16 protein-coding genes are annotated in these 24,400 nt (G+C 72.5%); 10 read left to right on the forward strand and 6 right to left on the reverse strand.

Going from position 1 to position 24,400, the window contains the following annotated elements; all coding sequences use genetic code 11:
- The first annotated feature begins 466 nt into the window (after window positions 1-466).
- From ABD343_RS11570 to ABD343_RS11590, 5 genes are all read left to right on the forward strand, one after another.
- The gene (locus ABD343_RS11570; protein ID WP_344526897.1) at window positions 467-3,193 is read left to right on the forward strand and encodes a sensor histidine kinase; all 2,727 of its coding nucleotides are present in this window, start codon (window positions 467-469) and stop codon (window positions 3,191-3,193) included.
- Window positions 3,190-3,786 (forward strand): roadblock/LC7 domain-containing protein, encoded by a 597-nt coding sequence (locus ABD343_RS11575; RefSeq protein WP_344526898.1) that lies wholly within the window; start codon window positions 3,190-3,192, stop codon window positions 3,784-3,786. Before ABD343_RS11570 ends, ABD343_RS11575 begins: the two co-directional genes overlap by 4 nt.
- 4 nt (window positions 3,787-3,790) lie before the next feature.
- The gene (locus ABD343_RS11580) at window positions 3,791-4,228 is read left to right on the forward strand and encodes a DUF742 domain-containing protein (RefSeq protein WP_344526900.1); all 438 of its coding nucleotides are present in this window, start codon (window positions 3,791-3,793) and stop codon (window positions 4,226-4,228) included.
- Window positions 4,209-4,814 (forward strand): GTP-binding protein, encoded by a 606-nt coding sequence (locus ABD343_RS11585; RefSeq protein WP_344526902.1) that lies wholly within the window; start codon window positions 4,209-4,211, stop codon window positions 4,812-4,814. Before ABD343_RS11580 ends, ABD343_RS11585 begins: the two co-directional genes overlap by 20 nt.
- A 90-nt stretch (window positions 4,815-4,904) precedes the next feature.
- A complete protein-coding gene (locus ABD343_RS11590) occupies window positions 4,905-6,137 on the forward strand; it encodes a styrene monooxygenase/indole monooxygenase family protein (protein WP_344526904.1) in 1,233 nt (410 codons plus the stop codon).
- Window positions 6,138-6,167: 30 nt separating this feature from the next.
- On the opposite strand, the gene ABD343_RS11595 is transcribed toward ABD343_RS11590, so the two are convergent.
- Window positions 6,168-8,624, reverse strand: a complete 2,457-nt coding sequence (locus ABD343_RS11595) for a penicillin acylase family protein (protein ID WP_344526906.1) — start codon at window positions 8,622-8,624, stop codon at window positions 6,168-6,170.
- A gap of 173 nt (window positions 8,625-8,797) precedes the next feature.
- Complete coding sequence (locus tag ABD343_RS11600) at window positions 8,798-9,229, reverse strand: MarR family winged helix-turn-helix transcriptional regulator (RefSeq protein WP_344528517.1); 432 nt, start codon at window positions 9,227-9,229, stop codon at window positions 8,798-8,800.
- A gap of 269 nt (window positions 9,230-9,498) precedes the next feature.
- Between ABD343_RS11600 and ABD343_RS11605 the strand changes: the two genes are divergently transcribed.
- Entirely contained in the window at window positions 9,499-10,404 is a 906-nt protein-coding gene (locus tag ABD343_RS11605) for a lysozyme (RefSeq protein ID WP_344526908.1), read from the forward strand.
- Window positions 10,405-10,577: 173 nt separating this feature from the next.
- Here the strand turns inward: ABD343_RS11605 and lon are convergent, their stop codons facing one another.
- From lon to ABD343_RS11620, 3 genes are all read right to left on the reverse strand, one after another.
- The gene (gene lon, locus ABD343_RS11610) at window positions 10,578-13,019 is read right to left on the reverse strand and encodes an endopeptidase La (protein ID WP_344526910.1); all 2,442 of its coding nucleotides are present in this window, start codon (window positions 13,017-13,019) and stop codon (window positions 10,578-10,580) included.
- Between the two features lie 163 nt (window positions 13,020-13,182).
- Window positions 13,183-13,596, reverse strand: a complete 414-nt coding sequence (locus ABD343_RS11615; RefSeq protein ID WP_344526912.1) for an RNHCP domain-containing protein — start codon at window positions 13,594-13,596, stop codon at window positions 13,183-13,185.
- 1 nt (window position 13,597) lies between these two features.
- A complete protein-coding gene (locus tag ABD343_RS11620; protein WP_344526914.1) occupies window positions 13,598-13,975 on the reverse strand; it encodes an RNHCP domain-containing protein in 378 nt (125 codons plus the stop codon).
- Between the two features lie 233 nt (window positions 13,976-14,208).
- Between ABD343_RS11620 and ABD343_RS11625 the strand changes: the two genes are divergently transcribed.
- The 4 genes from ABD343_RS11625 (at window position 14,209) to ABD343_RS11640 (ending at window position 21,087) form a co-directional block, all read left to right on the forward strand.
- Window positions 14,209-14,910 (forward strand): spermidine synthase family protein, encoded by a 702-nt coding sequence (locus ABD343_RS11625; RefSeq protein ID WP_344526915.1) that lies wholly within the window; start codon window positions 14,209-14,211, stop codon window positions 14,908-14,910.
- A 172-nt stretch (window positions 14,911-15,082) separates the two neighbouring features.
- Window positions 15,083-15,859, forward strand: a complete 777-nt coding sequence (locus tag ABD343_RS11630) for a response regulator transcription factor (protein WP_344526916.1) — start codon at window positions 15,083-15,085, stop codon at window positions 15,857-15,859.
- 16 nt (window positions 15,860-15,875) lie between these two features.
- Window positions 15,876-17,018: a sensor histidine kinase gene (locus tag ABD343_RS11635; protein ID WP_344526918.1), complete on the forward strand. Its 1,143-nt coding sequence runs from the start codon at window positions 15,876-15,878 to the stop codon at window positions 17,016-17,018.
- 226 nt (window positions 17,019-17,244) lie between these two features.
- On the forward strand, window positions 17,245-21,087 hold the full coding sequence (locus ABD343_RS11640; RefSeq protein WP_344526920.1) for a multifunctional oxoglutarate decarboxylase/oxoglutarate dehydrogenase thiamine pyrophosphate-binding subunit/dihydrolipoyllysine-residue succinyltransferase subunit: 3,843 nt from the start codon (window positions 17,245-17,247) through the stop codon (window positions 21,085-21,087).
- 258 nt (window positions 21,088-21,345) lie between these two features.
- Here ABD343_RS11640 and fxsT read toward each other — a convergent pair whose 3' ends face one another.
- Complete coding sequence (fxsT, locus tag ABD343_RS11645) at window positions 21,346-24,378, reverse strand: FxSxx-COOH system tetratricopeptide repeat protein (protein ID WP_344526922.1); 3,033 nt, start codon at window positions 24,376-24,378, stop codon at window positions 21,346-21,348.
- Window positions 24,379-24,400: the final 22 nt, after the last annotated feature.

Genomic DNA, 24,400 nt, shown 5'->3' on the forward strand with positions numbered 1-24,400 from the left:
CGACCGGAACATAGCGCTCCGGGAATCTGCGGGCGGGCATCCTGCCAGGGCGCTCGCCGGATTTCCAACCCATGCCCGGGGGGCGGACGGTACGTCCGCGACGTGGAGTTGTTCCCCAACTCCTGAGTGATGTTCACTCCTTCGGGTGGCCCGGCAGGGGAACCACACCCGCCTCACCACCGCGCTGCGAAGGTCGGTCGACGAGGGCGGGCGGGGTCAGTCTCTTGCCACACACGTTGGACTGTGCCACCCGGGCTCCCCCGGGGCTGGCGGGACGAGATTGCGAGCACGGGTGCGGAAGAAGCAGCTTCGGAAACCGGTTGTTCCCCAGGCCACCGCCGCCACCGCCACCACTTCCGCAGCGCCCCCGGCGCCCGACGCGACGGCCGGGTCCGCCGGGTCCGCCGCGTCCACAGTGCCCGTCGCGCCTGCTGCGCCCGTCGCCCCCGGCAGACGCAGAGCCAGGGTGCGCAACCGGCTGCTCGCCTCCGTGGCCCTCTGCGCCGTCGCGGTGCTCGCGGCGGGCGCGCCCACCGTCGTCGCCGCCTCCGACGACGCCGCGGACGCGCAGCGCCTCGTCGACGACGCGAAGCTCAGCCAGCGCGCCATCGCCCTCTCGCACTCGCTCGCCGACGAGCGCGACGACATCGTGGAGTACATCGCCGCGGGCCGCACCAGCCGCGGCGGCGCCGGGGTCAGCGAGGGCCAGCGCGCGCGTGTGGACCGGCAGGCGCACGAGATCCGCGACGCCGCGCCCGCCGAGGTGCGCAAGGCCCTCAAGGCGCTCCCGAAGCTCCGGCAGCGGGCCATAGCCGGGCGCGGCGGCGCCCTCGACTCGTACGAGGCGTACTCCCGTACGATCCAGGCGCTGCGCGGCGTCTCGCGCGATGTGGCGCGCGGGCTGCCCGAGCGGGCGCAGGACGCGACGGCCGGGGCGCTCCCCGATCTCGCGCGCGCCCTCGACCAGGCCTCGGCCACGCGCGGCCTGCTGCGCGGCGCGCTCGCCGGTACGGGCACCCAGCGCGACCTCGCCTCCGAGGCCCAGCGGGCGCGCGCACGGGAGGAGGGCGCGCTCAGCGACTTCGAGGAGGCCGCGGGGAGCGAGGCGCGCGACAGCTACAGCACGACCGTCAACGGCACGGACGTGAACGCCGCCGAGCGCTATCTCGACCGCCTCACCGCCCGCCCCTACCTCACCCCGCGCGAGCACGCCCTCGACGCCGACCGCGTGGACAACGCGCTCTCCGCGCGCCTCGCGCACATGCGCGGCGTCCAGTCGTCGCTGGCCGCCGCCGAGGTCAAGCGGCTGGAGGGGCTGCGCGACGACGACGTGGACGCGCTGCAGATCCGCGCCGCGCTGGTCGGCGTCTGCCTGCTGCTCGCCGTCGGCGTCAGCGTCTCGACGGCGCGCTCGCTCGCCCGCCCGCTCTCCGTGCTCCGGCGCGGCTCGCGCCGCCTCGCGGACGACCCCTCGGGCGAGCCGGTGGCGTTCCACGGCAGGAACGACGAGTTCGCCGACGTGGTCCGCGCGCTCAACGCGCTGCGCGACTCCGCAGCCGACACAGCCGACCTCCGGGAGCGCGCAGCGCGGGCCGAGGGCGAGCAGGACGAACTGGCGGTCGCCAAGGCCGAGCTGACGGAGCGGTACGAGCTGCTGCGCCAGGAGCGCGACGCCGTACGCGAGAGGCTGCGGGTCTCCGCCGACGCCGCGCACGGCACCTTCGTCCACCTCTCGCTGCGCACCCTCGGGCTGGTCGAACGCCAACTCGGCGTGATCGAGGAGCTGGAGGAGAACGAGACCGACCCGGACCGGCTGGGCACGCTCTTCAAGCTCGACCACCTCGCCACCCGGATGCGGCGGCACACCGAGAACCTGCTGCTGCTCGCCGGGGCCGAGCACGCGAGCGGCCACCAGAGGGCCCCCGCGCCCCTGCTGGACGTGCTGCGCGCCGCCGTGAGCGAGATAGAGCGGTACGAACGGGTCGCGCTGGGCTCCGTGCCCCCGCACACCCAGATCAGCGGCTTCGCGGCGGACGACCTGAGCCATCTGATGGCCGAACTCCTCGACAACGCCGCCTCGTTCTCGCCGCCCGAGACCGAGGTCCGGCTCTCCGGCTGGCTGCTGGAGAGCGGGGAGGTCGCGCTCTCGGTCCAGGACTCCGGGATCGGCGTGGGCGACGAGCAGCTCGCCGAGCTGAACGCGCGGCTGGGCGACCCGGCGGCCCAGGAACCGCCCGAGCAGGGCAGGGACGGCCAGAACGTGCTGGGCATGGGCCTGTACGTCGTGGCGCGGCTGGCGGCGCGGCAGGGACTGCGCGTACGGCTGAGCAAGCAGGACGAGGGCGGGCTCGCCGCCGTCGTCACCGTGCCGCGCGCGCTCCTCCCGGACCGCCCGGCGCCGGGCACGACGGGCGGCTCCGCGGCCACGGCCACGGCCACGTCCCCGTCGACGTCCGCGTCCGTGCCCGCCCCCTCTCCCGCTCCCGACGCCGCCGCCGCGCTGCCGGGCTCGGTCGCGGAGGCCAACTCCAACGACCTGCCGGTGCTCCGCCGCCGACGCCGCCGCGCCAGCGCCGTGGACGACTGGCCGATGGGGCCGGACGGCACGCCGAAGGACGAGGCGGAGACCGCGCCGGAGGACGGGCCGGAGGAGACCACCTCCGGGACCGGCACCGGTCCGGCCGACGCCGTCCCCGCCGACGAGCACACCCGGGCCGAGGACCTGGCGCCACAGGCGGCCCAGGGGCAGCGGGCCGAGCCGGATGCGGAGGCCGAAGCGGAACCCGTGCCGGAGGCGGAAGCGGAATCCGTCGGACACGAGGTCCAGCACGAGGTCGGGCACGGACACGGGCCCGAGCACGAAGGGGCCGCCGGGCCGACCACCCGCGGCACCGGAACGGCACCCGTGCCGGAGCAGGCGCCCGGCGCGCCCACCACGCCCACCACCGCGTACACGGCCAAGGGCCTGCCCAAGCGCACGCCCAGGACGTCCGCGGCGGGCGCTCCGACGGCGCCGCGTCCGCGCCGTGGCGGTACGGGCGCGGAGGAGCTGAGGCGCCGTCTCGGCGGCTTCCAGAAGGGGGCGAAGGAAGGACTGCGTGACGCTGCGGCGGAAGTTGCCGCAGAAGAGAATGTGGAGGAGCAAGCGGGGGCGCAGGTTGACGGTGGTACAGCCGAGGAGGCTCGCAAGTGAACGCGCCCACCACGCGTACGACCAGCAGCTCGGAAGCGCGTAATCTGCGCTGGCTGCTGGACAATCTGGTCGACGAGGTGCCGGGCGTACGGTCCGTCGCCGTCGTCTCGTCCGACGGTCTGCTGCTGTTGTCCTCCGATCCGGAGCAGGAGGGGCGCGGGGTCGAGGCGCGGGAGGAGCCGCGGGGCGGTCCCGCGCGCCCGGCGCAGACGGCACCGCCCGTCCGTACGCCGTCTCCAGGGCCCGGCGGACCCGGTGGCCCGGGCGGGCCGGGTGGCCCCGGCGGTCCCGGTGGTCCCCGCGGCTCCAGCGCCGACCTGGCGACCATCGTCTCCGGCGTGGGGTCGCTCACGATCGGGGCGGCGAAGCTCATGGACGGCGGGCCCGTGCGGCAGACCATGATCTCGATGGACGAGGGCGCGCTCTTCGTCATGACCATCGGGGACGGCTCGCTGCTCGGCGTCCACGCCGCCCCCGACTGCGACATGAGCGTCATCGGCTACCACATGGCGCTCTTCGTCGGCCGCGCCGGACACGTCCTCACCCCCGAACTCCGCAGCGAGCTGCGGGAGTCCATGGAGCTGGAGCAGTAGAGCAGTGACCTCCCATTCCCCTCAGTCCATACGCGGCGCCCACGGCGGACGGGCGAAACGTGTCCGCCCCTACGCCCTCACCGGCGGCCGTACGCAGGCCGGGCACGTGCTGCTCGTCGAGACCTTCGTCGCCGCGATCGAGGCACCGGACGAGCGCCACGAGCTGGGGGCACCTCCCATGCCGCTAGGCATAGGGGGAACGTCGGGCGGGCTGCGCGACCGGGTGATGCCCGAGATGCAGGCCATCGTCGAGCTGTGCCGCAGGATGCGCTCCGTCGCGGAGATCTCCGCGCTGCTGCGGATGCCGCTGGGCGTGGTGCGCGTCCTGCTGAGCGACCTCGCCGAGCAGGGCAGGGTCCGCGTGTACGGCACCGGGCACGGCACGGAGCGGCCGAATCGCGCGCTGCTGGAGAGGGTGCTCGGTGGACTTCGCAGAATCTGAGACGGGCTTCGTACCCGAGTGGCAGAAGGACCTGACGCGCGCGCCGGTCTCCACGAAGATCGTGGTCGCCGGGGGCTTCGGGGTCGGCAAGACGACGTTCGTCGGCGCCGTCTCCGAGATCGAGCCGCTGCGCACCGAGGCGCTGATGACCCGCGCCAGCGAGGAGACCGACGACCTCGGTGCGACGCCCGACAAGGCGACGACGACGGTCGCGATGGACTTCGGGCGGATCACGCTCGACGACGACCTGGTGCTGTACCTCTTCGGCACGCCGGGCCAGCAGCGGTTCTGGTTCATGTGGGACGACCTCGTGCGCGGCGCGATCGGCGCGGTGGTGATGGCCGACACCCGGCGGCTGGAGGACTGCTTCCCGGCGCTCGACTACTTCGAGAGCTGCGCGCTGCCGTACGTCGTCGCCGTCAACCACTTCGAGGGCACGGAGGCGTTCGAGGCGGACGACGTACGGGAGGCCCTGTCGGTCCCCGAGCACGCGCCTGTGGTGATCATGGACGCACGCGAGCGGAGCACCGTGGCCGACTCGCTGCTCGCGCTCGTCGGCCACGCGCTGGAGACGGCACCCGCCTGACCGCCGCCCCGGCCCCGCCCCGCACTGCCCCGTCCCGCCCGTCCCGCCGGGCGTACGAACCACCCAGAACAGACAGAGAGCAGCACCGCCATGCGGAAGATACTCATCGTCGGAGCCGGCCAGGCCGGACTCCAGCTCGCCCTCGGCCTCCAGTCGCACGGCTACGAGGTCACCGTGATGTCCAACCGCACCGCGGACGAGCTCCGCGGTGGCCGGGTGATGTCCACGCAGTGCATGTTCCACACCGCGCTCCAGCACGAGCGCGACATCGAGGTGAATTTCTGGGAGGACCAGGCGCCCCGCATCGGCGGCCTGGGCGTCTCGGTCGCGGCGCCCGACGGCTCCCGCGCCGTCAACTGGCTCGGCAGGCTCGACGGTCACGCGCAGTCCGTGGACCAGCGCGTGAAGATGGCGGGCTGGATGGAGACCTTCGCGCAGCGCGGCGGCCGGCTCGTCATCCACGGCGCGGCAGTCTCCGACCTGGACTTCTTCGCCCGCCGCTACGACCTGGTGCTGGTCGCCGCGGGCAAGGGCGAGCTGGTGTCGATGTTCGAGCGCGACGCGGCGCGCTCCCCGTACGACGCCCCGCAGCGCGCCCTGTCCGTCGCCTACGTGCACGGGCTCGGCCCCCGCCCGGAGCACCCGGAGACGGAGGCCGTGCGCTGCAACCTGGTGCCGGGCGTCGGCGAGCTGTTCGTGATGCCGTGCCTGACGACCTCGGGGCGCGCCGACATCCTCTTCTGGGAGGGCGTGCCGGGCGGCCCCGCCGACGTCTTCCAGGGCATCAAGGACCCGCAGGAGCACCTGGCGAAGACGCTGGACCTGATGGAGGAGTACCTGCCCTGGGAGTACGCCCGCGCGACGAAGGTCGAGCTGACCGACGCGGGCGGCACGCTGGCCGGGCGGTACGCGCCGACCGTGCGCAGGCCCGTGGGGCGGCTGCCCGGCGGGGGCGCGGTGCTGGGCGTCGCCGATGTGGTGGTCGCCAACGACCCGATCACCGGCCAGGGCTCGAACTCCGCCTCCAAGTGCGCGGCGACGTATCTCGCGGCGATCCTGGAGCACGGCGAGAAGGAGTTCGACGAGGACTGGATGCGGGCCACGTTCGAGCGGTACTGGGCGACGGCGCAGCACGTCACCAAGTGGACGAACGCGATGCTGGCCCCGCCGCCCGAGCACGTCCTGGAGCTGCTCGGCTCGGGCAACGGGATCCAGGACGTGGCCGACCGCTTCGCCAACGGCTTCGACGACCCCTCCGACTTCGAGGAGTGGTTCTTCGAACCGGAGAAGGCACGGGCGTACCTGGAGCGGGTCGCTCCCTGACCCCGGGCCGCCGACCGCCCGGCGTCCGGGTCAGGGCTTGAGGAGGATCCGGATCCCGCCGTTCTTCTCGACGGCCTCCTCGCTGTAGACCAGCGGGAAGTACCCGCCCTTCGCCCATGTCCCGTGGAGGTCGGTGAAGTGCGGGCTCCGCCGGTCCCCCGACTGGCCCGGCGCGTTGATCGCGCGGGAGTTGTCCCAGGCCCCGACGTCGAGCGCCATCCGGAACGTCGGGCCGACGACCTCGGGGTAGGGGTAGGTGGCGAAGAAGTAGTACGAGCAGCGCACGGTGTCGAAGGTGCCGCCCCGCTCCACGGGGTCGGTGTTCGGGGTCCCGAGGGGATGCACGAAGACGTGGAAGTGCATCGCGCCCCAGCGCCACTTCGCCTCGTCCTCCCCGAGCTTGGCGCGCACCTCCGCGTACGCCTTCGCCAGCGTGCCGAGCAGCAGCTTGTCCCTTGCCTTCGCGCCGCCCTCGCCGAACCAGTCGTCGGGGCGGGCGAAGGAGTCGAGCATGACGCGCACGTCGGCCCCGAGGCTCAGCGCGATCAGGTGCTCGGCGGCCTTCCCCGGCAGCATCGCCCCGGCCCACGCCGGGTAGAGGAAGCCGGTCGTCCAGGTCTCGAACAGCGCGGTGGCCGCCGAGTCCTTGTCCGCGACCGCGTCGTACCCGCGCAGCAGCTTCAGCGCCCTGCGGGTCGTCGCGTCACCGGAGTCCAGCCGGACCACGAAGGGCAGGAGCCGCGCGGCGGTACCGGACCGCTCGTCGTTCTGCAGCGCGACGGTGTCGTCCAGCGAGGTGCGGCCCGGGCGTGAGAGGACCTTGTCGATACGTTCCTTGCGGTCGGCGGCGGTCCACTCGTAGGAGGGGACGGGCGCGCCGGACGGGAAGTTGTACTCGTTGGCCGAGGCGATGAAGCCCTCGCGGGGGTTGCGGACGCGGGGCAGGTCCGCGTTGTCGTGGAACCCGTCCCACTCGTACCGCCCGTCGCCCGGCACGGGCAGCAGGCCGTCGTACCCCTCGCCCTTCCGCTTCGGGAAGAGGGCGCCGGGGACCCAGCCGATGTCGCCCTTCGTGTCGGCGTAGACCAGGTTCGAGCCGGGCGTCCGCCAGCCGCGCATGGCCTCGACGAACTCCCGGGAGTCGGCGGCGCGCTGGAACCGCAGGCTGCCGAGGTACGGGGACGTCCCGGGCTCCGTCCACACGGTGCGCACCGCGTACGCCTTGTGGTTCTTCTCATCGACCTTGATGACGGGGCCGTGCCGCGTGAACGCCAGCTCGGCGCGGCGCGTCCCGCCGCCCGCCACCGGGATCTCCTCGGTGACGGTCCTGATCCGCTCCCAGCCGCCCCGGTAGCGGTAGCGGCCGGGGTCGTCCGGGTCGAGGTCGTAGACGTAGAGGTCGGCCTGGTCGGCGGGGAGGTTGGTGAGGCCGAACGCGATCTTCCCGTTGTGGCCCATGCTGACGCCCGGGTTCCACGGCTCCCCCGCGCCGATGATGTTCAGGCCCGGCGCGTGGAGGTGGACGATGTACCGGTTGCCGGGCAGCGCGTGGTTCTCCCGGTGCGGGTCGCCCGCGAGGATCGGCCTGCCGGTGGCGGTGCGGCGCGGGGCGACGGCCCAGGCGTTGCTGCCGGTCACGGTCTCGCGCAGCAGGCTCGCGGCCTCGGCGGACAGCCCCTTCGCGGGGTTCGCCGTGCGCATGGTGCCCTCCGCGAACTCCATCTCCGCGGTGGCCAGGTGGAACACGTCGGCCACGTCGTCCGGGATCAGGTCCAGGTCGAGCCCCTCCGGCACGCGCACCGTGTGCTCCGGTTCGAGCTTCTTGTAGTACCTGTCCGCGTCCTCCCCGCCGAGCCGCAGCAGCTTGGCGCGCGCGATCTCGCCCGTGAGGTTGCTGCCGATCGCGTGGGTCCGGATCCGCACCACGTCCTCGGGCTCCCAGCGCGCGGGGCGGTACCCCAGGGTGCGGAACTCCTCGGGCAGCGCCTCCGGGTGGTCGTCCAGCCAGTCGACGTACGCGTTGATCCCGGCGGCGAAGCGGGTCGCGGCCGTACGGGCCTCGGGGCCGTAGGCGGCCCACTCGGCGTCCATGTCGCCGCGGTAGAGGAAGAGCCGCGCGGCCCTGTCCCGCTCGACGTGGTCCGCGCCGAGCACCTCGCTGAAGCGGCCCAGTCCGCGCCGCCGCCAGGTGTCGATCTGGAAGAGCCGGTCCCGGGCGATGTTGAAGCCCTGGGCCTGGAAGAGGTCGCCGGTGTCGGCGGCGAAGAGGTGCGGCACGCCCCAGGTGTCGACCGTGATCCGCACGGGCCGGCGCAGTCCGGGCACCGTGTACGTCTGGTCCTCGTCCGGCTTCCACGCCGCGTCCGCCTTCGCGGCGGCCGAGCCGTCGAGCGCGGTCCCGGCCAGTACGGTGGCCGCGCCCGCGACGCCCGTGCCCACGACGGCGCGGCGCGAGGGAGAAGAAGAGGGGGAAGAGGACGTCGGCATGGTGCGCTCCTGGGGTACGGGTGCGGTGAACGGCCTTGCGGGGCAGGCGCGTTGCCCTCGTCGCCCCACCCGTCGCCGCGCAAGCTACCCCGCACCGGAGGCCCCGCCACACCCCAGCTCTCCCCTAGACCACGGCCGCCGCCGCGCCGCGCGCTAGGGGTCGTACGTAGGGGTCAGTCCGCGTTCAGCCGGTGCAGGAGCCGGGCCAGGTCGGCGATCTCCTGGCGGTCCCAGGACGCGAGCTTGCGGGCGTAGCGCGAGCGGCGGGCGTCGCGGACGCGGGTGAACCGCTCGTGCCCCTCGGGGGTCAGCTCCACGAGGGAGGCCCGGCCGTCGGCCGGGTCCGGGGTGCGGGCGATGAGGCCGAGGGTGTCCAGCGCGCCGAGCTGGCGACTCATCGTCGCCTTGCCCACGCCGAAGTACGCCGCCAGCTCCGTGGCCCGCTGCGGGCCCGCGTCCTCCAGCCGTACGAGCAGGCCGTACGCGGCGGGCTCCAGGTCCGGATGCACCTCGCGGGCCATCTCGCCCGAGGTGGCCCGGGCGCGGCGCAGGAACACCGCCAGCTCCCGCTCCAGATCGAGCCCCTCTGGCCCGAACTCGTCCATCCGCCCGCCCCTTTCATCCGTCAATGCCGCTTCTCCCGCGAAGAAAGTTTCTGCCAGCGGCGACGATAACCGCAGCTCCGCCCAGTATTTCGCAGGAATAGACCACCGGCAGCCGGTGGTGCGTCTTCCGCCTCGCGGGTCTACGCGCGTACCTTCGTTGTGACATGCCCACACCAGTGGACATGTCGTTCCGTCTGCTCCACCTCCACGCGTTCCACGCACGACCCCACCCCCCACCACCCCCACCACCGAGGTCACCGGAGGCAGCGATGTCCAGCTCCCGCACGTCGAGCACCCCGATCGGAACGTCCCGTCGCAGACGCGGAGTCGCGGCGGTCCTCGGCACCCTCACCGCGCTCCTGTCCGCGCTCGCGCTCGTCCTGACCCTGCCCGGCGCCGCCTCGGCCGCCGAGCCGCCGCCCCCGGCCCCGGCGCCGCCCGAGCCCGAGAAGCCCGGCGACGCCTGGATGGGCGCGGGCGTGCGGATGCACGAGGGCGACGACACCCCCGGCACCCCGCCCGCCGACGGCGGCAAGGGCGTGGCCGCGACGGTCCACGGCGTGGACGTCAGCAGCCACCAGGGCAACGTCAACTGGAAGGGCCTGTGGGACAGCGGCGTGCGCTTCGCGTACGTCAAGGCGACGGAGGGGACCGGCTACAAGAACCCCTACTTCACCCAGCAGTACAACGGCTCGTACAACATCGGCATGATCCGCGGCGCGTACCACTTCGCGCTGCCGAACTCCTCCAGCGGTGCCGCGCAGGCCAAGTACTTCGCCTCGAACGGCGGCGGCTGGAGCAAGGACGGCAAGACCCTGCCGGGCGTGCTCGACATCGAATACAACCCGTACGGGTCCACGTGCTACGGGCTGAGCGCCGGGGCCATGGTCAACTGGATCAAGGACTTCACGTCCACGTACAAGGCGCAGACCGGGCGTGACGCGGTCATCTACACGAGCACGAGCTGGTGGAAGCAGTGCACCGGCAACTCCGGCGCGTTCGGCTCCACGAATCCGCTCTGGGTGGCCCGTTACGCCTCCGGGCCCGGCGAACTTCCGGCCGGCTGGGGCTTCTACACCTTCTGGCAGTACACGTCTTCGGGCCCGATCGTGGGAGACCACAACTACTTCAACGGTTCCATGGACCGTTTGAAGGTGCTGGCCAACGGCGGCTGAGTCCTCGACTGGGGCCGCACCTTTGGGGCGGGGAAGCATCGTGGGGCTTCCCCGCCACCGCCGGGTGCGGCCTTCGCCATGGCCGGGCGCGCAGTTCCTCGCGCCCCTGAGGTCTCATGCGAAGGGGCCCCTCGGTTCTCCGAGGGGCCCCTCCTTTCAGCCGGTCGCGTCCGTCACGCCGCGACCGGGACCTCGTGGGCCGGGCTCTGGGCCGGGGTGAGCGCCAGGTCCAGGACCTGGCGGACGTCCGAGACGGGGTGGACGTCGAGGCCGTCGAGGACCTCCTGGGGGACGTCGTCCAGGTCCGGCTCGTTCCGCTTCGGGATGACGACGGTCGTCACCCCCGCGCGGTGCGCGGCGAGCAGCTTCTGCTTGACGCCGCCGATCGGCAGCACCCGTCCCGTCAGCGAGACCTCGCCCGTCATCGCCACCTCCGGCCGCACCTGGCGCCCGCTCAGGAGCGAGGCCAGGGCCGTCGTCATCGTCACGCCCGCGCTCGGGCCGTCCTTGGGGACGGCGCCCGCCGGGACGTGCAGGTGGATGCCGCGCTCCTTCAGGTCGCCGACCGGAAGCTCCAGTTCGGCGCCGCGCGAGCGCAGGTAGGACAGGGCGATGTGTGCCGACTCCTTCATCACGTCGCCGAGCTGCCCGGTGAGGGTCAGGCCTGAGCCGCCCGTCTCCGGGTCGGCCAGGGAGGCCTCGACGAAGAGCACGTCGCCGCCCGCGCCCGTGACCGCGAGGCCCGTGGCGACGCCCGGCACCGCCGTGCGCCGCTCGGCCGGGTCCTGCGCGGACTCGGGCGTGTGGTGCGGACGGCCGATCAGCTCGCGCAGCTCGTCGGTCCCCACCTCGTACGGCAGCTCCAGCTTGCCGAGCTGCTGCTGTGCGGCGACCTTGCGGAGCACCCGCTGGACGGCGCGCTCCAGGTTCCGCACGCCCGCCTCCCGCGTGTACTCGGCGGCGAGCTTGCGCAGGGCCTCCTCGGTGAAGGTGACCTCGCCCTCCTCCAGGCCCGCCCGTTCGAGCTGGCGGGTCAGCAGGTGGTCGCGGCCGATGGTGACCTTCTCGTCCTCCGTGTACCCGTCGAGCTGGACGACCTCCATGCGGTCGAGCAGCGGCTGCGGGATGGCCTCCAGCACGTTGGCCGTGGCGAGGAAGACGACGTCCGAGAGGTCGAGCTCGACCTCCAGGTAGTGGTCGCGGAAGGTGTGGTTCTGCGCCGGGTCCAGGACCTCCAGGAGGGCCGCCGCCGGGTCGCCCCGGAAGTCGGAGCCGACCTTGTCGACCTCGTCGAGGAGGACGACGGGGTTCATGGAGCCCGCCTCCTTGATGGCGCGCACGACACGGCCGGGCAGCGCCCCGACGTACGTACGCCGGTGGCCGCGGATCTCCGCCTCGTCGCGGACGCCGCCGAGCGCGACGCGGACGAACTTGCGGCCCATCGCGCGGGCCACGGACTCGCCCAGCGAGGTCTTGCCGACGCCGGGCGGGCCGACCAGGGCCAGCACCGCGCCGCCGCGACGGCCGCCGACGACGCCGAGGCCGCGCTCCTCGCGCCGCTTGCGCACGGCGAGGTACTCGGTGATGCGCTCCTTGACGTCCTGGAGCCCGGCGTGGTCCTCGTCGAGCACGCGCTGGGCGCCGGTGATGTCGTACGCGTCCTCCGTGCGCTCGTTCCAGGGGAGTTCGAGCACGGTGTCGAGCCAGGTGCGGATCCAGCTTCCCTCGGGGGACTGGTCGCTGGAGCGCTCCAGCTTGTCGACCTCCTTGAGGGCGGCCTTCTCGACCTCCTCGGGCAGGCCGGCGGCCTCGACGCGGGCGCGGTAGTCCTCGCCCTCGTCCTCCGGGTCGCCGTTCAGCTCCGCCAGCTCCTTGCGGACGGCCTCCATCTGGCGGCGCAGCAGGAATTCGCGCTGCTGCTTGTCGACGCCCTCCTGGACGTCCTTCGCGATGGACTCGGCCACGTCCTGCTCGGCGAGGTGCTCGCGCAGGGCGGCGGTGGCGGCCTTCAGGCGCTCGACCGGGTCGAGGGTGGTGAGCAGTTCGAGCCGCTGCTCGGTGGTGAGGAACGGGGAGTATCCCGCGTTGTCCGCGAGCTGCGAGACGCTGTCGATCTGCTGGACGCGGTCCACGACCTGCCAGGCGCCGCGCTTGCGGAGCCAGTCCGTGATCAGCGCCTTGTACTCCTTCATCAGCTCGGTGACCGCGCCGGGCAGGGGCTCGGAAACCGTCTCGTCGATCTCCGTGCCCTCGACCCACAGGGCCGCGCCGGGGCCGGTCGTCCCCGCGCCGATACGGATGCGGCGCAGGCCGCGGATCAGCGCGCCCGGATCGCCGTCGGCGAGCCGTCCCACCTGCTCCACGCGGCCGAGCACGCCGATGTCGGCGTACTGCCCCTCCACGCGCGGAACAAGGAGCACGCGGGGTTTGTCTCCCTGGAGGGCGGCGGACTGCGCGGCCTCGACGGCGGCGCGGACCTCGCTCTCCGAGAGGTCCAGGGGCACCACCATCCCGGGCAGCACGACCCCGTCGCCGTCGGAACCGTTCGCTCCGTCGGCGTCGAGCGGCAGCACAGGCAGGGTGAGCGGTGTGTACCCCGTGGAACCGGTAGCCATGATCTCTCCCTCGGCAGGCAACTTGAGTAATACCCACTCAATGCTGTTGAGGCCCCAGATGTTCCCCGGCCCCTGTTCGCTGAGAGCGATCGCATGCCGGAGAGCCGGGTGAGGGCCGGATGAGGGCCGGATGAGGGCCGGGGGCGTGCCCCGGCCCTCACCGTCACAGCGCCAGCAGTGCTCGTACCGGCATCGTCGGGTCCGACAGGGGCCGGACCGCGAGGCGGACGAGGGCCAGGGCGTTGTCGTCGCCGGCGATGCGGTTCGCGCTCAGCTCGCCGCAGGCCACGCAGTGGTGGATGAGCGACCACTCGCCGTCGGCCCGTACGGACAGGCCGAGCGCCGTCATCCGCCCCCGGCAGTCCGACGCGCGGTCGCCGGGGACCCGGCGGTCCACGTGCAGGCTCGTCAGACAGTGCGGGCAGTGGTTGCGGTGCGCTGTGCCCGGCGCCGCCATGGGGACGGCGAGGGCGCAGCCCACGCAGCGGAACGACTCGCCGCCCTCGCCCGAGCGCCCGTGCCAGGGGTCCTTTCGGCGCTGGGGACGCCGCTGGGACCGGGTATGACGTCGCGCCATGTCACACCTCGCCGAACACTTCGAGGGGGAACGGCGGCTGCGCCAGCGGACGCACGGCCATCCTCATCAGGATGAGGTGGTTGTCGTCCGGCGAGACCGGGTTCGAGGTCAGCTCGTCGCAGCGGGTGCAGCGGTGGATGACCATCCAGGCCCCGTCGCGCAGCACCGCGATGGCGATCGGGCTCATCCGCGAACGGCAGTCCGAGGCGCCGCCCTCGACGTGGTCGGTGACGTGCCGGGAGTGCAGACAGCTCGGACAGTGGTTGCGCACGCGGTCGTCCGGGTCGAGTCGCGTGACGGTCAGCCCGCAGCGTACGCAGGTGAAGGTGCCGGTCCGCGGCGCGCCGGAGCGTGCGGGACCGGAGTCGGTGGTGGACACCGGAGGTACTCCTTGCTGGAGAAAAACGGTTCAGGACAGCAAGGGAGCGCCGAGCGGCCGAGCGGCTCGGAGTAAAGGGTCCGGGCTCAGGAGCGCTCAGCGCCCGGTGGGCCGGGGTGTCATCAACACCTGCGTTTCTAGGGCGCGGACGCCCGGTGGTCGTTACGGAAGACGCCCGGACCGTAGCAACGCGGGCGGCACGGGCGCGAACGGTTTTCCGTACGCTTCCCGGCATGCCGGACCACACCCTTCCCGAGACCCTGGACCGCCGCGACGGGCCGTACGGAGAGGTCGTCCTCCGACGGCGCGGCGAGCCCGGGGAGCCTCGCGGGACGTACGAGATCATCGCCAACGGCTGCTTCCTGATGGACACCTCCGACGGCCGCTCCGAGCGGCTGCTGGTGCGCGCGGCCCTGGAGGAGCTGAGCGCGGGCGGCGGGCTCGCGGCACCCTCGGTGCTCATCGGCGGGCTCGGCGTGGGCTTCTCGCTCGCGGAGGCGGCGGCGGAGCCGCGCTGGGGCCGGATCACCGTCGTCGAGCGCGAGGCGGCGATCCTCGACTGGCACCGCGCGGGCCCGCTGAGCGCGCTGTCCGGGGACGCGCTGCGCGACCCGCGCGCCGAACTCGTCCACGCCGACCTGCTGGAGCACCTGCGCGACGCGGGGCGGACGTACGACGCGCTCTGCCTCGACATCGACAACGGGCCGGACTGGACCGTCACCGACGGCAACGCCTCGCTCTACTCCCCCGCGGGTCTGGCCGCCTGTCTGGCCCGGCTGGCGCCGGGCGGCGTGCTCGCCGTCTGGTCGGCGAAACCGTCTCCCGGATTCGAAAGGTCCTTGCGGAATGCGGGATTCTGTCGCGTTCGGACCGATGAGATCCGGGTCGCCCGAGGCGTCCCCGACGTGGTCCACTTCGCCTCGCGACCGGCGTAGCCGCGGCGGCCGACAGGCCCTTACGCTGCTGCCAGTAAGTGCACCTGTAAGTGCACGGACAGCCGCACGCGGACGCGCACAGACGCGGACGCGTACGGGTGCACAGGCGCACAGGCGCACATGACGAAGCCGACGAAGACACAGCCGCGGGGCGACGCAGGGGCGGGGCCGAATGGACCAGAAGAACAGCACGCAGACGACGGGCGGGACCGCCGCGGCGACCACCCCCGGCGCCCAGCGCCGCATCCTGGTCGTCGAGGACGACCCGACCATCGTCGACGCCATCGCCAGAAGGCTCAGGGCCGAGGGCTTCCAGGTGCAGACGGCGGGCGACGGGCCCGCGGCCGTGGACACGGCCGAGGCGTGGCAGCCGGACCTGCTGGTGCTGGACGTCATGCTGCCGGGCTTCGACGGCCTGGAGGTCTGCCGCCGGGTACAGGCCCAGCGCCCGGTGCCGGTGCTGATGCTCACCGCGCGGGACGACGAGACGGACATGCTGGTCGGCCTCGGCGTGGGCGCCGACGACTACATGACGAAGCCGTTCTCCATGCGCGAGGTCGCCGCCCGCGTCCATGTGCTGCTGCGCCGCGTGGAGCGCGCGACGCTCGCCGCGCACACCCCGCGCACGGGGATACTCCGCCTCGGCGAGCTGGAGATCGACCACGCGCAGCGCCGCGTCCGGGTCACCGGCGAGGACGTGCACCTCACGCCGACCGAGTTCGACCTGCTGGTCTGCCTGGCGCACTCCCCGCGCGCGGTGCTCTCCCGCGAGCAGCTCCTGGCCGAGGTCTGGGACTGGGCGGACGCCTCGGGCACCCGTACCGTCGACAGTCACATCAAGGCGCTGCGCCGCAAGATCGGCGCGGACCGCATCCGTACGGTCCACGGCGTCGGGTACGCGCTGGAGACGCCGGCGCCCACGGCCCCGGCGGCCACCGACGGCGCCTGAGCGGACGGGGGACGGCATGTCCGTGACGGAGAACGGAGGCCGCTGGCAGCACGCGTGCGCCCGGCTCTGGGAACGGACATGGGAGCGGACCTGGGAGGCCCTGCGCCCCCTGGACCCGTACCGCTCGGTGAAGGCCGCGCTCGGCGCGCTGGTGATCGTCTCGGTGGTGATCACCACACTCCTCGCGCTCTTCGCCATGCACTCGAAGACCGAGCTGCGGGTGATCACGATCATCTCGATCGTGGCCTCGCTGCTGATCACCCAGTTCGTCGCCCAGTCGCTCACATCGCCGCTGGACGAGATGACGGACGCGGCGCGCGCGATGGCGCACGGTGACTACACGCGCCGGGTGCGCGGCAGCCGCCGGGACGAGTTCGGCGAGCTGGCCGAGACGTTCAACCAGATGGCGGCCGACCTGGAATCCGTCGACCAGCACCGCAAGGAGCTGGTGGCGAACGTCTCGCACGAGCTGCGCACCCCCATCGCGGCCCTGCGCGCGGTGCTGGAGAACGTGGTGGACGGCGTCTCCGACGCCGACCCCGAGACCATGCGCACGGCCCTCCAGCAGACGGAGCGGCTGGGCCGCCTCGTGGACCACCTCCTGGACCTGTCCCGGCTCGACAACGGGGTGGTGCCGCTGCATGCCCGCCGCTTCGAGGTCTGGCCGTACCTGGCGGGCGTCCTGAAGGAGGCCAACATGAGCAAGGGCTCGGGCCACGCCCGTACGGACGTCCATCTGCACCTCGACGTCTCGCCGCCCGAGCTGACCGCGCACGCCGACCCCGAGCGGCTGCACCAGGTCGTGGCGAACCTGATCGACAACGCGGTCAAGCACAGCCCCCAGCACGGCCGCGTCACCGTCCGTGCCCGCCCGGGCGAGGGCGCGCCGGAGGACGGCAGCCTGGAGGTCGAGGTCCTCGACGAGGGGCCCGGCATCCCGCAGTCCGAGCGGCTGCGCGTCTTCGACCGGTTCAGCCGTACGCAGACGTCGGAGGGCAAGGGGAAGGGCCAGGGCGGCGGCACCGGGGGCACCGGGCTGGGCCTCGCCATCGCGCGCTGGGCGGTGGACCTGCACGGGGGCTGGATCAGGGTGGCCGAATCCCCTCGCGGCTGCCGCATCCACGTCACTCTTCCGGGAGCGGGCAAGGCGCCGGGTTGACGTACGCTCGGGGGTGTGGACCGCGCGGACGCCGGGCAGGCCCTCCGCGGTTGCGCTTTCCCGCCGGAACCGAGGGTGATTCCCGCCAAATCCTGTGCCGAAACCGCCTCCCCGATGTGACTTACGTGACCAAGGGGTGGCCCGGACTCCACCAATCGTCCGGAGAGGCGTAGCCTTTATTTCCGCTGTCCACCACCCAAGGAAGCGGAAGAGGGCGGTTGCCGCCGTGTCGCCACAGTCCCCCAACAGCTCATCGAGCACTCCCACCCAACAGCAGGACGGGCAGGGCAAGGACCCTGCCGCGAACCCTGCCTCGTTCGGTGCCAACGAGTGGCTCGTCGACGAGATCTACCAGCAGTACCTCCAGGACCCGAATTCAGTAGACCGAGCCTGGTGGGACTTCTTCGCCGACTACCGGCCGGGCGAGGAGGCCGGTGGAGCGGCGGGAACGGCGCGTGAGACCGCCGCCGCGGCCCAGGCCGCCCCCGTGGCGCAGCCCGCGCCCGCCCCGGCGGCGCCCACGGCGCAGCCCGCGGCCCCCGCGAAGCCCGCCCCGACCGCTCCCGCGGCGAGTGCCCCGGCGGCCCCCGCGGCCCCGGCGAAGCCCGCCGAGCCCAAGAAGGCCGAGCCTGTGAAGACCGAGCCCGCGAAGGCCGCCGCTCCGACCGCCCCCCAGCCCGCCCAGAGCGAGGCCCCCGCGGGCCCGGAGCTGGTGACGCTGCGCGGCCCGTCCGCGGCCGTCGCGAAGAACATGAACGCGTCGCTGGAGCTGCCCACGGCCACGTCCGTGCGCGCCGTCCCGGTGAAGCTGCTCTTCGACAACCGCATCGTCATCAACAACCACCTCAAGCGCGCCCGCGGCGGGAAGGTCTCCTTCACGCACCTGATCGGGTACGCGATGGTGCAGGCCCTCAAGGCCATGCCGTCGATGAACCACTCCTTCGCGGAGAAGGACGGCAAGCCCACCCTGGTCAAGCCCGAGCACGTGAACCTGGGCCTGGCCATCGACCTGGTGAAGCCCAACGGGGACCGCCAGCTCGTCGTCGCCGGCATCAAGAAGGCCGAGACGCTCAGCTTCTTCGAGTTCTGGCAGGCGTACGAGGACATCGTCCGCCGCGCCCGGAACAACAAGCTGACGATGGACGACTTCACCGGCGTCACCGTCTCCCTGACCAACCCGGGCGGCATCGGCACCGTGCACTCGGTCCCGCGCCTGATGCCGGGCCAGTCGGTGATCATGGGCGTCGGCGCGATGGAGTACCCGGCGGAGTTCCAGGGCACCTCGCAGGACACCCTCAACCGGCTCGGCGTCTCCAAGGTGATGACGCTGACCAGCACGTACGACCACCGGGTCATCCAGGGCGCCGCCTCCGGCGAGTTCCTGCGCATCGTCGCCAACCTGCTCCTCGGCGAGGACGGGTTCTACGACGACATCTTCAAGGCCCTCCGCATCCCGTACGAGCCCGTGCGCTGGATGAAGGACATCGACGCCTCGCACGACGACGACGTGACGAAGGCGGCCCGGGTCTTCGACCTGATCCACTCCTACCGGGTGCGCGGCCACATCATGGCCGACACCGACCCGCTGGAGTACAAGCAGCGCAAGCACCCCGACCTGGACATCACCGAGCACGGCCTCACCCTGTGGGACCTGGAGCGGGAGTTCGCGGTCGGCGGCTTCGCCGGCAAGTCCATGATGAAGCTGCGCGACATCCTCGGCGTGCTGCGCGACTCGTACTGCCGCACCACCGGCATCGAGTACATGCACATCCAGGACCCCAAGCAGCGCAAGTGGATCCAGGACCGGGTCGAGCGCGGCCACGCGAAGCCGGAGCGCGAGGAGCAGCTCCGCATCCTGCGCAGGCTGAACGCGGCGGAGGCCTTCGAGACCTTCCTCCAGACGAAGTACGTCGGCCAGAAGCGCTTCTCGCTGGAGGGCGGCGAGTCCGTCATCCCGCTGCTCGACGCGGTCATCGACGCGGCGGCCGAGTCGCGCCTGGACGAGGCCGTCATCGGCATGGCCCACCGCGGCCGGCTGAACGTGCTGGCGAACATCGTCGGCAAGCCGTACGCGCAGATCTTCCGCGAGTTCGAGGGCAACCTCGACCCGAAGTCGATGCACGGCTCCGGCGACGTGAAGTACCACCTGGGCGCGGAGGGCACCTTCACGGGCCTGGACGGCGAGCAGATCAACGTCTCGCTCACCGCCAACCCCTCGCACCTGGAGGCCGTCGACCCGGTCGTCGAGGGCGTCGCGCGCGCCAAGCAGGACATCATCGGCAAGGGCGGCACGGACTTCACGGTCCTGCCGATCGCCCTGCACGGCGACGCGGCCTTCGCGGGCCAGGGCGTCGTCGCCGAGACGCTGAACATGTCGCAGCTCCGCGGCTACCGCACCGGCGGCACGATCCACATCGTGATCAACAACCAGGTCGGCTTCACCGCCGCGCCGGAGTCCGCGCGCTCGTCGATGTACTCGACGGACGTCGCGCGGATGATCGAGGCCCCGATCCTGCACGTCAACGGGGACGACCCGGAGGCCGTGGTGCGCGCCGGGCGGCTCGCCTTCGAGTACCGCCAGGCGTTCAACAAGGACGTGGTCATCGACCTCATCTGCTACCGCCGCCGCGGGCACAACGAGACCGACAACCCGAAGTTCACCCAGCCGCTCATGTACGAGCTGGTGGACAAGAAGCGCTCGGTGCGCAAGCTCTACACCGAGTCGCTGATCGGGCGCGGCGACATCACCCTGGAGGAGGCGGAGCAGGCGCTCCAGGACTTCCAGGGCCAGTTGGAGAAGGTCTTCACCGAGGTCCGCGACGCCACCTCCGTCCCGGCCCCGGCCGAGGTCCCCGCGCCGCAGGCCGAGTTCCCGGTCCACGTCGACACCGGCATCAGCCAGGAGGTCGTCAAGCGGATCGCGGAGTCGCAGGTCAACATCCCCGACCGGATCGCCGTCCACCCGCGCCTGACGCCGCAGCTCCAGCGCCGCGCGCAGATGGTCGAGGACGACACGATCGACTGGGGCATGGGCGAGACCCTCGCCATCGGCTCGCTGCTGATGGAGGGCACCCCGGTCCGCCTCGCGGGCCAGGACTCGCGCCGCGGCACGTTCGGCCAGCGCCACGCGGTGCTGCTCGACCAGAACACCGGCGACGACTACACCCCGCTGCTCTACCTCTCCGACGACCAGGCGCGCTACAACGTCTACGACTCGCTGCTCAGCGAGTACGCGGCGATGGGCTTCGAGTACGGCTACTCGCTGGCCCGTCCCGAGGCGCTGGTCATGTGGGAGGCCCAGTTCGGCGACTTCATGAACGGCGCGCAGACGGTCATCGACGAGTTCATCTCGTCGGCCGAGCAGAAGTGGGCCCAGACCTCGGGCGTCACCCTGCTCCTGCCGCACGGTTACGAGGGCCAGGGCCCGGACCACTCCTCGGCCCGGATCGAGCGCTTCCTCCAGCTCTGCGCGCAGAACAGCATGACGGTCGCGATGCCGACCCTGCCGTCGAACTACTTCCACCTGCTGCGCTGGCAGGTGCACAACCCGCACCACAAGCCGCTGGTCGTCTTCACCCCGAAGTCGATGCTCCGGCTCAAGGCCGCGGCCTCCACGACGGAGGAGTTCACCCACGGCGGCTTCCGCCCGGTCATCTCGGACGACTCCGTGGACCCGCAGAACGTCCGCAAGGTCGTCTTCTGCTCCGGCAAGGTCTACTACGACCTGGACGCCGAGCGGAAGAAGCGCGGTCTCACGGACACCGCGATCATCCGGCTGGAGCGGCTGTACCCGCTGCCGGGCGCGGAGATCCAGGCCGAGATGGCCCGGTTCGGCAACGCGGAGAAGTACATCTGGGCCCAGGAGGAGCCCGCCAACCAGGGCGCGTGGCCGTTCATCGCGCTCAACCTGGTGGACCACCTGGACCTGATCATCGGTTCCGAGCCGGTGCCGAACGCGGACCGGCTGCGCCGGGTCTCCCGCCCCGCCTCGTCCTCCCCCGCGGTGGGCTCGGGCAAGCGGCACGCGGAGGAGCAGACGAAGCTCATCCACGACGTGTTCGACATCTGACGGTCCCCGCACGCCGGAAGAGGCCCGCCGAAGATCTTCGGCGGGCCTCTTCCGTTGTCACACCCCCGTCTGCGCTTGGGCAGTCTGCGCCAGGGGCGCTGGGGGTGCCCCCTGCTCGGAGAGCTCGGGGGAGGGCAAGCGCAGGCCCGCAGCCGCGTTCGGGCCGTAACCGGCACCCCGCCGTAGGCGCATCCGCGCACGCCCGGCCGCGGCTCTCGCCGTGGCTGGGCGCGCAGTTCCCCGCGCCCCTTCGGGGCACTAGCCCAGGAAGGGCTCGAAGTCCCAGTACGGGCGGGACCGCTGGCGGGCCGAGAGCGTGTGGTGGTGCTGGACGCCCAGGGTCGCGGTGAGCCGCTGGAGGGCGTCCTCCTCCTGCTTGCCGGCCTCCGTGCGCTCGTGGAGGGCCCGCAGGTCCGCCGCGAGGGCGATCTGGCTGGAGAGGGTGAGCGGATGGTCGGGCCCCAGCACCCTGCGGGCCCGCCGCAGGGTGTCGCGGTCCAGCTCGGCGGCCTCCTCGACGCGGCCGGTGAAGTTCCGCCCGCCCCCGGCGTTGAGCGCGCAGCCCAGCGTCCAGGGGTGGTCCTCGCCGAGGACCGTGGTCAGCCCGATGAGGGCCTGCTCGAAGAGGTTGAGCGCGCCGTCCCTGTCGCCCTCGGCCTGGAGCACGAGGCCCACGTTGGACTGCATGCCCGTGGGGACCGGGTGGGCGGTGCCGACGAGGGCGCGGTAGCCGTCCTCGGCCTCGGCGATCAGATCGCGGGCCTCGGAGAGCCAGCCCCGGGCCCGGAGGAAGTTCCCGTAGTCGGTGATGAGCGCGAGGGTGTTGTAGTGGCCCTGCGCGTAGACCCGTTCGTGCTGGGCTTTCAGCTCCTGGAGGACGGCGCGGGTGTCCTGGGTGTCGCTGCCCGCGCGGTACTGGCACATGGCCAGGTTGTGGCGGGCCCACAGGGTCTGGATGTGCTGCTCGCCCAGGACCTGGATGTGCAGCCGCATGCCGAGTTCCTGGCGGGCCAGCGCCTCCTGGTAGCGGCCCATCATGCGCAGGTCGCGGGCGCAGGCGGTGCCGGAGTGCAGGGTGGCGGGATGCCGGGCGCGCAGCACCTGCTCGCGCTTCCTGAGGGTGTCGAGATCGACCTCGTACGCCTCCTGGTAGCGGCCGTGGAGGCGGAGCGTGGTGCCCAGGTTGTGGCGGGCGTTGAGGGTGAAGGACTCCTCGGGGCCCAGCACCTGGGTCGCGGCCTCGACGACCTGCCGCTGGGTGGTGAGCGCCTCCGCGTACTGGCCGAGGAAGCGCTGGTCGGAGGCGAGGCCGTTGTTCGCGCTGAGCAGCGCCATGTCGTCGGGGTCGGGGGCCGCGTGGAGCTGGTCGAGGCGGACCCTGTCGAGGTCGTACGCCTCCCGGAAGCGTCCGCTGGCCCGCAGGATGGTGGTCTGGTGCGCGGTGAGGCCGAGCATCTGCGGGGTGTCGGGGCTCATCCGGGCCGACCAGCTCTGGCGGACCCGCTCGGCGAGGTCGGTGCCCACGGCGTACTCGCCGCTGTTGTAGCAGTACGCCAGGCAGTTGAGCACCAGGGACATCGAGGCGTCGGTGGTGCTCGCCAGCACGCCGGAGGGCTCCAGGTGGGGCATCAGCTCGGCGTAGCGGGCCCAGTTGCGGCTGTCGACGGGGTCGCCGGGGTCGGCGGAGGCGAGGACCTGGCAGACCACGTCGCTGTAGATCTCCCGCGCCTCGCCCGCGGTCAGCTCGCTGACGATGCTGTGCACGACGCGGTGCATCAGCACGGACTCCTGCTGGAAGCCCGGCTCGCCGGAGGACGTGACGGAGAGGCTGCGGGAGTCGCGGGTGAGGACCGAGTAGTTGACGAGGGAGTCCAGCGCGCGGGGCCAGTCGGGGCGGTCGGAGGTGATCCAGCGCAGCTCCTCGGGCAGCCCGGAGGCGCGCAGCCCGCGCACCAGGCCGATGGGGATGCGGCCGGGCGCGAAGCGGGTGCAGAGCATCAGCAGCTCCACGGCGCGCGGCTCGCTCCGGCGGAGCTTGTTGATCAGCATGGACGTGGACGTGAACATCTTGTGCGGGTAGTCGCCGGGCGCCGACTCCTGCTCCAGGGTGCTCAGCTCGCCGGAGCGGACCCGGCGCAGATAGTCGGCGACGTCCATCCGCTCCTGGCCGAGCCAGGCGGCGGCGTGGGCCAGTTGCAGCGGCAGGTCCTGGAACTCGACGGCGACCTCGTCGGCCTCACCGGCCGTCAGGTGCGGGGCCCGGCGCATCAGATAGCCGGTGGACTCGGCCCGGTCGAAGACCGGTACCTCCTGGAGGTCGGCGATCTCGCGCCAGCCGCGGTTGCGGGAGGTGATCAGGACGTGCCCGGGGCCGCCCCTGGGCAGGATCCTGGCCGCCTCCTCGGTCTCCTCCCAGCCGTCGAAGATCAGCAGCCAGCGCCCGGACGGCTCGCCCTTGCGCAGCGCCTCCCGCACGGCGCGGATGCGCTCGCCGGGCTCGGAGCCGGTGCGCAGGCCCAGCTCGGTGGAGAGCTCGGCGTAGCGGTCGCGCTGGGTGCCGCGCTGGTCGGAGTTGATCCACCACACGACGTCGTAGTCGGAGCTGAAGCGGTGCGCGTACTCGGCGGCGAGCTGGGTCTTGCCGATGCCCGCCATGCCGACGAGCGCGCAGACGGAGGCGTCGCGCTCGGCGTCCATCAGCCGCTGCTGCACCTGGTTGAGCAGGTCGTCGCGGCCGGTGAAGCGGGGGTTGCGGCGCGGGACCTCGCCCCAGACGGCGGGCGGGTCGTTGGGATAGCGGAAGCCGGAGCCGACGCTGGGCAGCGGGGCCGCCGAGGGGGTGAGCGAGAGCCGGTTGAGCAGCCGCCGCTCGGCCTCGGCCTCGCCGATGCCCCACAGGTCGACCGGCTCCAGGACGGCGACGGCGGGCAGCATCGGCTTGTTGGTGAGGTTCACGGCGGAGAACTGGTCGGCGTGGTCGGCGATGAAGCCGCGCAGCGCCGTGTTCCACTCGCCCTCGCCGCGCGGGCCGAGCTGGAAGAACCACTCGCTGAGGACCAGCAGCACCCGGCCCGAGGCCAGCGTGAGGTCGCGCAGCGCGTCCTCCAGCGGCTGCTCGCGCGCGGGGTCCCAGCGGTGCAGGCTCGCCCGGTGTCCGTGGGCCTCCAGCCGGTGCGCTATCCAGGTGGCCCAGGGCCGCTGATAGCCGGGGAAGGCCACCACGAAGTGTTCCGGCTGCCGGCCGGAAGGTGAGCTCCGTGCGTTCCCGGCCGGGTTCCGCTGAGCGGCCATGCGCCCTCTCCCTCGTTGTTGC

The organism is Streptomyces albiaxialis, from assembly GCF_039530985.1.
Classification (GTDB): Bacteria; Actinomycetota; Actinomycetes; order Streptomycetales; family Streptomycetaceae; genus Streptomyces; species Streptomyces albiaxialis.

Excerpts from the sequence above, each read along its gene's own strand:
- lon (WP_344526910.1), bottom strand. The coding sequence starts at position 13,019 with ATGGCTACCGGTTCCACGGGGTACACACCGCTCACCCTGCCTGTGCTG.
- ABD343_RS11605 (WP_344526908.1), top strand. The coding sequence starts at position 9,499 with ATGTCCAGCTCCCGCACGTCGAGCACCCCGATCGGAACGTCCCGTCGC.
- ABD343_RS11590 (WP_344526904.1), top strand. The coding sequence starts at position 4,905 with ATGCGGAAGATACTCATCGTCGGAGCCGGCCAGGCCGGACTCCAGCTC.
- ABD343_RS11600 (WP_344528517.1), bottom strand. The coding sequence starts at position 9,229 with ATGGACGAGTTCGGGCCAGAGGGGCTCGATCTGGAGCGGGAGCTGGCG.
- fxsT (WP_344526922.1), bottom strand. The coding sequence starts at position 24,378 with ATGGCCGCTCAGCGGAACCCGGCCGGGAACGCACGGAGCTCACCTTCC.
- ABD343_RS11630 (WP_344526916.1), top strand. The coding sequence starts at position 15,083 with ATGGACCAGAAGAACAGCACGCAGACGACGGGCGGGACCGCCGCGGCG.
- ABD343_RS11615 (WP_344526912.1), bottom strand. The coding sequence starts at position 13,596 with ATGGCGCGACGTCATACCCGGTCCCAGCGGCGTCCCCAGCGCCGAAAG.
- ABD343_RS11635 (WP_344526918.1), top strand. The coding sequence starts at position 15,876 with ATGTCCGTGACGGAGAACGGAGGCCGCTGGCAGCACGCGTGCGCCCGG.
- ABD343_RS11625 (WP_344526915.1), top strand. The coding sequence starts at position 14,209 with ATGCCGGACCACACCCTTCCCGAGACCCTGGACCGCCGCGACGGGCCG.
- ABD343_RS11595 (WP_344526906.1), bottom strand. The coding sequence starts at position 8,624 with ATGCCGACGTCCTCTTCCCCCTCTTCTTCTCCCTCGCGCCGCGCCGTC.